The sequence below is a fragment of the Bacillus sp. ISL-75 genome, from assembly GCF_018613095.1.
In genome coordinates this window covers 1-6,361 of sequence record NZ_JAGGQX010000093.1, presented here as the reverse complement: position 1 = coordinate 6,361, position 6,361 = coordinate 1, and the positions used below count along the sequence as shown (strand labels likewise).

The 6,361-nt window shown below is 38.9% G+C and carries 7 protein-coding genes and 1 pseudogene; 3 read left to right on the top strand and 5 right to left on the bottom strand.

Going from position 1 to position 6,361, the window contains the following annotated elements:
- Window positions 1–124: 124 nt before the first annotated feature.
- Window positions 125–220, bottom strand: a pseudogene (locus tag J7E63_RS30715) (hypothetical protein); the annotation flags it as partial.
- Window positions 221–443: 223 nt separating this feature from the next.
- Between J7E63_RS30715 and J7E63_RS28595 the strand changes: the two are divergent.
- Entirely contained in the window at window positions 444–1,436 is a 993-nt protein-coding gene (locus tag J7E63_RS28595) for a metal-dependent hydrolase (protein ID WP_215018671.1), read from the top strand.
- A gap of 164 nt (window positions 1,437–1,600) precedes the next feature.
- Here J7E63_RS28595 and J7E63_RS28590 read toward each other — a convergent pair whose 3' ends face one another.
- The 3 genes from J7E63_RS28590 to J7E63_RS28580 all read right to left on the bottom strand — a co-directional run bounded on the left by J7E63_RS28590 (window position 1,601) and on the right by J7E63_RS28580 (window position 3,869).
- Complete coding sequence (locus J7E63_RS28590) at window positions 1,601–2,911, bottom strand: ammonium transporter (RefSeq protein ID WP_215018669.1); 1,311 nt, start codon at window positions 2,909–2,911, stop codon at window positions 1,601–1,603.
- Window positions 2,912–2,915: 4 nt separating this feature from the next.
- Window positions 2,916–3,275, bottom strand: coding sequence for a P-II family nitrogen regulator (locus J7E63_RS28585; RefSeq protein WP_215018667.1), 360 nt, complete (start codon window positions 3,273–3,275; stop codon window positions 2,916–2,918).
- Between the two features lie 207 nt (window positions 3,276–3,482).
- Window positions 3,483–3,869 (bottom strand): TerB family tellurite resistance protein, encoded by a 387-nt coding sequence (locus J7E63_RS28580; protein ID WP_215018665.1) that lies wholly within the window; start codon window positions 3,867–3,869, stop codon window positions 3,483–3,485.
- Window positions 3,870–4,003: 134 nt separating this feature from the next.
- On the opposite strand from J7E63_RS28580, the gene J7E63_RS28575 reads away from it, so the two are divergent.
- Window positions 4,004–4,168 (top strand): hypothetical protein, encoded by a 165-nt coding sequence (locus J7E63_RS28575; protein ID WP_168241813.1) that lies wholly within the window; start codon window positions 4,004–4,006, stop codon window positions 4,166–4,168.
- Between the two features lie 57 nt (window positions 4,169–4,225).
- On the opposite strand, the gene J7E63_RS28570 is transcribed toward J7E63_RS28575, so the two are convergent.
- On the bottom strand, window positions 4,226–4,669 hold the full coding sequence (locus J7E63_RS28570; protein ID WP_215018663.1) for an SRPBCC family protein: 444 nt from the start codon (window positions 4,667–4,669) through the stop codon (window positions 4,226–4,228).
- A 367-nt stretch (window positions 4,670–5,036) separates the two neighbouring features.
- Here J7E63_RS28570 and J7E63_RS28565 point away from each other — a divergent pair, with 367 nt between their 5' ends.
- On the top strand, window positions 5,037–6,119 hold the full coding sequence (locus J7E63_RS28565) for a branched-chain amino acid aminotransferase (protein WP_215018661.1): 1,083 nt from the start codon (window positions 5,037–5,039) through the stop codon (window positions 6,117–6,119).
- Window positions 6,120–6,361 lie beyond the last annotated feature (242 nt).

Genomic DNA, 6,361 nt, shown 5'->3' with positions numbered 1-6,361 from the left:
TGCTGGGCACGCAAAACAAAAAGACAAGAGCATTGTCGCCCTTGTCTTAACTTTCATTCTTTTCGATCATACTTCTCCCACCGGTTGAGTGATCAGCTGTCGCAACCACAATCGTATCCTCTCAAATGAATGCGAACTGAATTGCATCTTTAAACGCGACTTCAAAGTCTTTAACCTCACTCATTGCTCCTACAATATCATTGTCATACCCTGCCCAATCAGCGTTTTTTTACTATACAGAATCTTTACATTTTATTAACAGAATCTTAAGAAGATTAGTTTCCTTTATTTAATACAATTAAGGGGAGCTTATAATTTGGAGGGAGTAGATGAGAGTGCCGTTTAAGTATCGGGCCGTTATCGATGAACCAAAGATACAAAAATATGCCTGATTTGTTGTACAAATTTTTCCCAATATATTAATAAAGTAGAGGAGTGATAGAGTGGATACTTTTTCGCATATTGTTATAGGGTTTGGCATTGGTGCTCTTTCTCAAATCGACCCTGCCGTATCATCTAATCAGACCCTATCACAGGCGGTCATGTTAGGGGTGGTAATAGGTTCAAATGCCCCTGATTTTGATATCATTTACAAATTAAAAGGAAAAGGTAGCTATTTCAGGAATCACAGAGGACTGTCACATTCCCTGCCAGCACTTCCTTTATGGGGATTACTGGTTTCTGGCTTACTTTACCCACTCTTCCCCGTTCCAGAATTTCTTCCTCTCTTTTTATGGACGTTCTTAGCAGTAATTCTTCATGTCTTTTTTGATTTATTCAATGTCCACGGAACACAAATCCTTCTGCCTTTTTCTAAAAAATGGATTTCCTTTGACGCTATCCCATTATTGGATCCTTACATTTTAACCCTCCATTTTCTAGGGTTTGGGCTACTCTTTTTCTACCAGGCAGGGATTATCTTTTTAATCATTTATGTATTCATATTTTTATACCTGGCTGTTCGAACTCTGTCAGCATTATTAACCAAAAGGCACTTACAACAACATTTTATTAGAGCTGACCGTATAAAACTAATCCCGTGCATCACCCTATTTAAATGGGATATTATTATCGAGACGAGGGAGGACTTTTTATTTGGAGTTTATTCAGATAATACACTCGACATAGAACATACTCTTTCCAAAAATATTGACTTTCCAGTATTGGTTTCTGACAGTACAAATGACGAGTCCGTTTCAGACTTTCTTGCCGGTACATCGTTCGCTTATCCTTTTGTTGCTGTCAGAAAAAACGGCTACTTTGTTTATTGGAAGGATCTTCGTTTTCGTACCAAAAAATTCTTCCCGTCCCTTGCCATCATGTTTATTTCCTCTGATTTCAAAAGAAAGAATAGCTATATAGGCAAGGTAAGCTCTTTAAAACAATACAAAAAAGTGCTTCGCAGCTTAACGAATTCCTCTTCATCAATCAAATAAAAGTTTATAAAAAATGACCACGGTTCAAATACCGCGGTCATCTTTTAATATATGGGGACGCATTTATTTCTTAGCTGCATCTTACCTGAACGATTCGGAGGTCAACGAAACAATAACGTTTCGGATAAAATAAGGAATCCCTCCGTGAAGGGATTCCAAGCTAACTACATTACTTCCTTCTCTTTCCTAATGGCAGGAGAGGCAACGGTGATTCCTGTTGTTTCTTCAAAATTAAATAGGCTAGTTGGGATATCGGTAAACCGCTCTAATTCATTGTACGCAGGAATACCGTGATAAGACATATCTAAGCCCTCGTCTTCTTCCCGTTCTGTTGCTCGGAAACCAACTGTCTTTGTGCATACCTTCGCAATAAAAGTTCCAGCAATTAACCCCCAGACAATGACCACCACCGCACCCAATAATTGCACCTTTAAAAGTGAGAAATCACCAGTCGTTAAAAAGCCTTGTGACCGATCAAGTAATCCAACAGCAATCGTTCCAAACACCCCGCCGAATCCATGAACAGCCACAGCGCCTACAGGATCATCCACTTTTAAATAATCGACTAACAGAGTAGCATAAATAACGAGCAAGCCACTTAAAGCTCCAATCAAGATAGCGCTCCATTCAGAAACATAAGCACATCCCGCCGTTATGGCTACCAAACCAGCTAATACACCATTTATCGTCATACTCGGATCCGCTTTTCCGAACTTTCGCATCGTCAAAAAGAGAGCTGCCGACCCACCGCTTGCTCCAGCTAACATTGTATTAATAGCAATAGGCGCTAGGGCTGAGCTAGAGGCATCTAGTGTACTTCCTGCATTAAAAGCAAACCAACCGAACCACAAAATAAATGCTCCCGCTGATGCTAAAGGAATGTTACTTGGGGCAAACACATTAACGCTGCCATCCGAATTAAACCTTCCTTTTCTCGGTCCCAATAGCTTTGCCATAGCTAAAGCAGTAAACCCACCAAGTGCATGAATAGCGGCTGAACCCGCAAAATCCTTCATTCCTAACTTCGCTAACCATCCTTCGCTGTTCCAAATCCAATGTCCAGAAAGAGGATAGATAATCATACAAACGAGCGCAGCAGTGACTACATAGGCTTTAAAATTCATCCGTTCAGCTACTGCACCCGAAATAATCGAGACACATGCCACAGCAAACCCCATTTGAAAAAGAACAAAAGCAACACTTGGCAATTCAAGAGAAAGTACAATTTTCTCTGGACTTCCAATAAGGCTGGTCCCAATGAACCCAAAGGCATCTTTTCCAAACATTACCCCAAATCCGATAATCCAAAACGCCAAAGCTCCAATCGTTAAGTCAACAAAGATTTTCATTGTAACATTAACCGCATTTTTCGTTCGGACAAATCCAGCTTCCAGTAAACTAAATCCACCTTCCATAAACAAAACCATGGCTGCAGCAAGGACGACCCACACGGTATTTATATACATTAATTCCATAAGATCACCCCTTATCATTCGCTAAATCATCGATATCATAGTCAATTGCCCCAGTCCGAATGTTATAAGCTTCCAGAATTGGATAGATATATATTTTGCCATCTCCATCTTCACCGGTCTGGGCAGAATGAACGATGGTCTGGATCGTAGACTCTACCAAATAGTCCGAAAGAACAATTTCCATTTTTACTTTTGGATGGAGTGTCACTTGATAATTTTTTCCGCGATACACACCTTGCGTATCTTTTTGTTTCCCTCTTCCAACCACCTGAGAAACAGTAAAACCTGTAATCCCTATTTTTTTTAAACCCTTAATCGTCTCTGTGAGCCTCTCCGGTCGAATGATTGCCTCAATCTTTTTCAAAGAATCAGCTCCTTGTGTTATATTTCCTAACATCAATATGTTAAAATATATAACATCTAGGTATTCTCCGTCAATATTAAATTATGGAAATCGGGAAATTCTAAAAAGATTAGGGTCTATAAAAAAAGAAGGATGCGATTACACTACCGGCATCCTTCTTTTTCTATACTAATAATTTTTAATTTGTCTGAGGAATAGTACGTTTTTTTATTTCAATGTCCCCTTAGACACCGTTAATTCCTTTATCTTAACAATCCAATCCTTGAAACTCCCATATTCACTTGAATCGAAGCCGAAGTACGACTTTATGAATTGGATGGTTTCGCTTTCTTGATCATGAAAAACTCCATCTGAATAGATGAGTTGAAGGAGTTCGGTTAAGACGATGTTTTTTGAACGTTCATTCTTAAATACTTTAAGGATATCATCAATAGCAAGACCCTTTAATTTATACTCCTCAAGTCCCATTTCTTTTTGGTACCTGATAAGTATGGAATTCTCGAATATAGATACTTTTCCATCAATTTTGGCAATCAGAGCAGCAAGTTCAAGAAACGCCTTCCTCTCCTCTGGCTGAAGTTCTGCTAGGAACATTCCTTCACATCTCCTTTAAGGGTTTGTTCTAAGTATACGAAAAAAGTAGGAGAAAGTTTCAAATTGTTGTTTCTCCATTGAATAATTACATCCATACTACACATACTACTCTTTGTGTTTAGGAGGTGAAGATCATGCCAAATCAACAAAACAACCAGCAAAAAGGGAAATCCAATCCTAATCAACAAGGTTCAGGGTCACAGTATCACAAAGAGCATGCGAGCAATGTTCCAGATTACGGAGCAAACACGGTCGACCCAAATGCATTTACTAATACCACAGAAAACAATGAACAGTAATTATGAATTTTTTAGACGCCCTATTGTGGCGTTTTTCTTTTTTTACCACCCTTTAACTCACTTTTTTAGTGATTCAAGGATCTCCTTAATCTTTTTTAAATCTTTCATATTTGCTCGCTTCATCATTAGAGCCATAAACGGTGCAAACACTTTTGAGAAACCGGTTGGATTTCCTTTGTTCCTTAAGGTCATTCGTGTTTGATTGCCTTCTAACACTTCCCAAGTATAGGTCGTTTCCATTGGAAACGGTCCCTGTGCGGTTTTCATAACCAGCTTTTTTTCTGGAATAAACTCTGTAATTTCATAGATATAGGCAAGTTCTCTCCCGAGGAATTGTGCTTTAAAGGCCACTCTTGAACCCAAGGTTAATGGTTTTTCGGTTTGCCATTCGGCTGATTGAATATTTACATACCATTCTGGGGCGTTGTCAGGATTGGCTGCATATTTTGAGACCTGCCCAACTGGGCGTTCGATAATTATTTCTGTAAAAACATCTACCATATGTTTGACCCCCGTAAACTTTTAGGATTTATTTTTTTCTACATAATTTTTAAGCAACGTGCCAAGCAAATACTTCCACCCCTCGGTAGGGGATCGCTAATTATCCTCCTGTTTACATTTAGTTAAATATTACCACAACCATTTTCCCTTTAGTCGTGCCCATCTTAAATAGGATCCATTACGCAAGATTTTGTTCATCTTCATCTTAGAGGATGGAAGTTTGTACTACTTAAGTGTTATAGTTAGATAATACAGTTAATTTCAATTCGGCTCCCCATTTGGATTTTGCGTTTCAAAAGTTTAATATCGAATGAATATGGCCTACTTTTCAACAAGATAAAGTAGAGAATCGACTAGAGGTGTAACCATGAAACAAGAAGTTGGATTTGTTCAAAGAGAAGTTTTAAAAGAAAAGCCTGATTTTGCTTCACTTGGTTTTGGTAAGTATTTTAGCGATTATATGTTTGTTATGGATTATCAACATGAAATCGGATGGTATGACCCGAGAATTACTCCATACGAGCCATTAACACTCGATCCTTCTGCGATGGTTTTTCACTATGGACAAGCTATATTTGAGGGAATGAAGGCCTATAAGACAGCAGATGGAACGATCCAGCTCTTCCGCCCTGAAAAAAACATGAGGCGATTGAATGATTCATGCGAAAGACTGTGCATTCCCCAAATTGATGAAGATTTCTTATTAAATGCCATTAAACAATTGATTTTAACAGAAAAGGATTGGATACCTGATGGAGAAGGGACTTCTCTATACATTCGTCCGTTTATTTTCTCAACCGAACCTTATCTTGGTGTTCGTCCTGCGAAACAATATAAATTGCTAGTCATTCTCTCTCCATCGGGAGCATATTATGGTGACCAATTAAGTCCTGTGAGGATTTATGTGGAAGAACAGTATGTTCGGGCTGTTATTGGCGGAGTGGGCCATGTGAAGACTGCTGGAAATTATGCGGCTAGTCTGAAGGCACAGGAAAAAGCCGATGAAAATGGATTTGCTCAAATCCTCTGGCTTGATGCAAAAGAGAAGAAATATGTCGAAGAAGTTGGCAGCATGAATATCTTCTTCAAGATCAATGGCGAAGTGGTAACACCAAGATTAAACGGAAGCATTTTACCAGGTGTCACCCGTGATTCGGTTATTGAATTACTAAAATATTGGAATATTCCTGTACGCGAAGAGAAAATTTCAATTGAAGAGGTTTTTGCAGCACATGCGCGCGGAGAACTAGAAGAAGTCTTTGGTGCAGGAACAGCTGCCGTTATCTCCCCTGTTGGCGAATTAACTTGGAATGACCAAGCGATTACAATAAATGACGGTCAAATCGGCGAACTTTCTCAGAGCCTCTATGATGAAATGACCGGAATCCAACTTGGAAAAAAAGAAGATCCATTTAACTGGACAGTGAAAGTTGCCCAGGTGGAAGTGTAAAAAGAGATACCGGCCAAATCGTAACGGGTTCTGTTACCTGTCAGAAAACATAAAAATAAAATAATAAATAACACTAAATTTGCCCGTCAAAATGTAGGGTATTTTGCAGCATCTTATGTAATACAAAAATAGCCTAGTAAGATTACTAGGCTATTCCTTTTATACAAATTGCTTGTTGTACTAAGCACCCGTTAGCCATCCATGAAGCGCAAAAATCAGCGCTTCACCACAGAGAATGAAAA

What these genes read in the sequence shown, in the direction of transcription:
- J7E63_RS28590 (WP_215018669.1), bottom strand. Translation starts at nt 2,911, where the DNA reads ATGGAATTAATGTATATAAATACCGTGTGGGTCGTCCTTGCTGCAGCC.
- J7E63_RS28570 (WP_215018663.1), bottom strand. Translation starts at nt 4,669, where the DNA reads ATGGTAGATGTTTTTACAGAAATAATTATCGAACGCCCAGTTGGGCAG.
- J7E63_RS28575 (WP_168241813.1), top strand. Translation starts at nt 4,004, where the DNA reads ATGCCAAATCAACAAAACAACCAGCAAAAAGGGAAATCCAATCCTAAT.
- J7E63_RS28565 (WP_215018661.1), top strand. Translation starts at nt 5,037, where the DNA reads ATGAAACAAGAAGTTGGATTTGTTCAAAGAGAAGTTTTAAAAGAAAAG.
- J7E63_RS28580 (WP_215018665.1), bottom strand. Translation starts at nt 3,869, where the DNA reads ATGTTCCTAGCAGAACTTCAGCCAGAGGAGAGGAAGGCGTTTCTTGAA.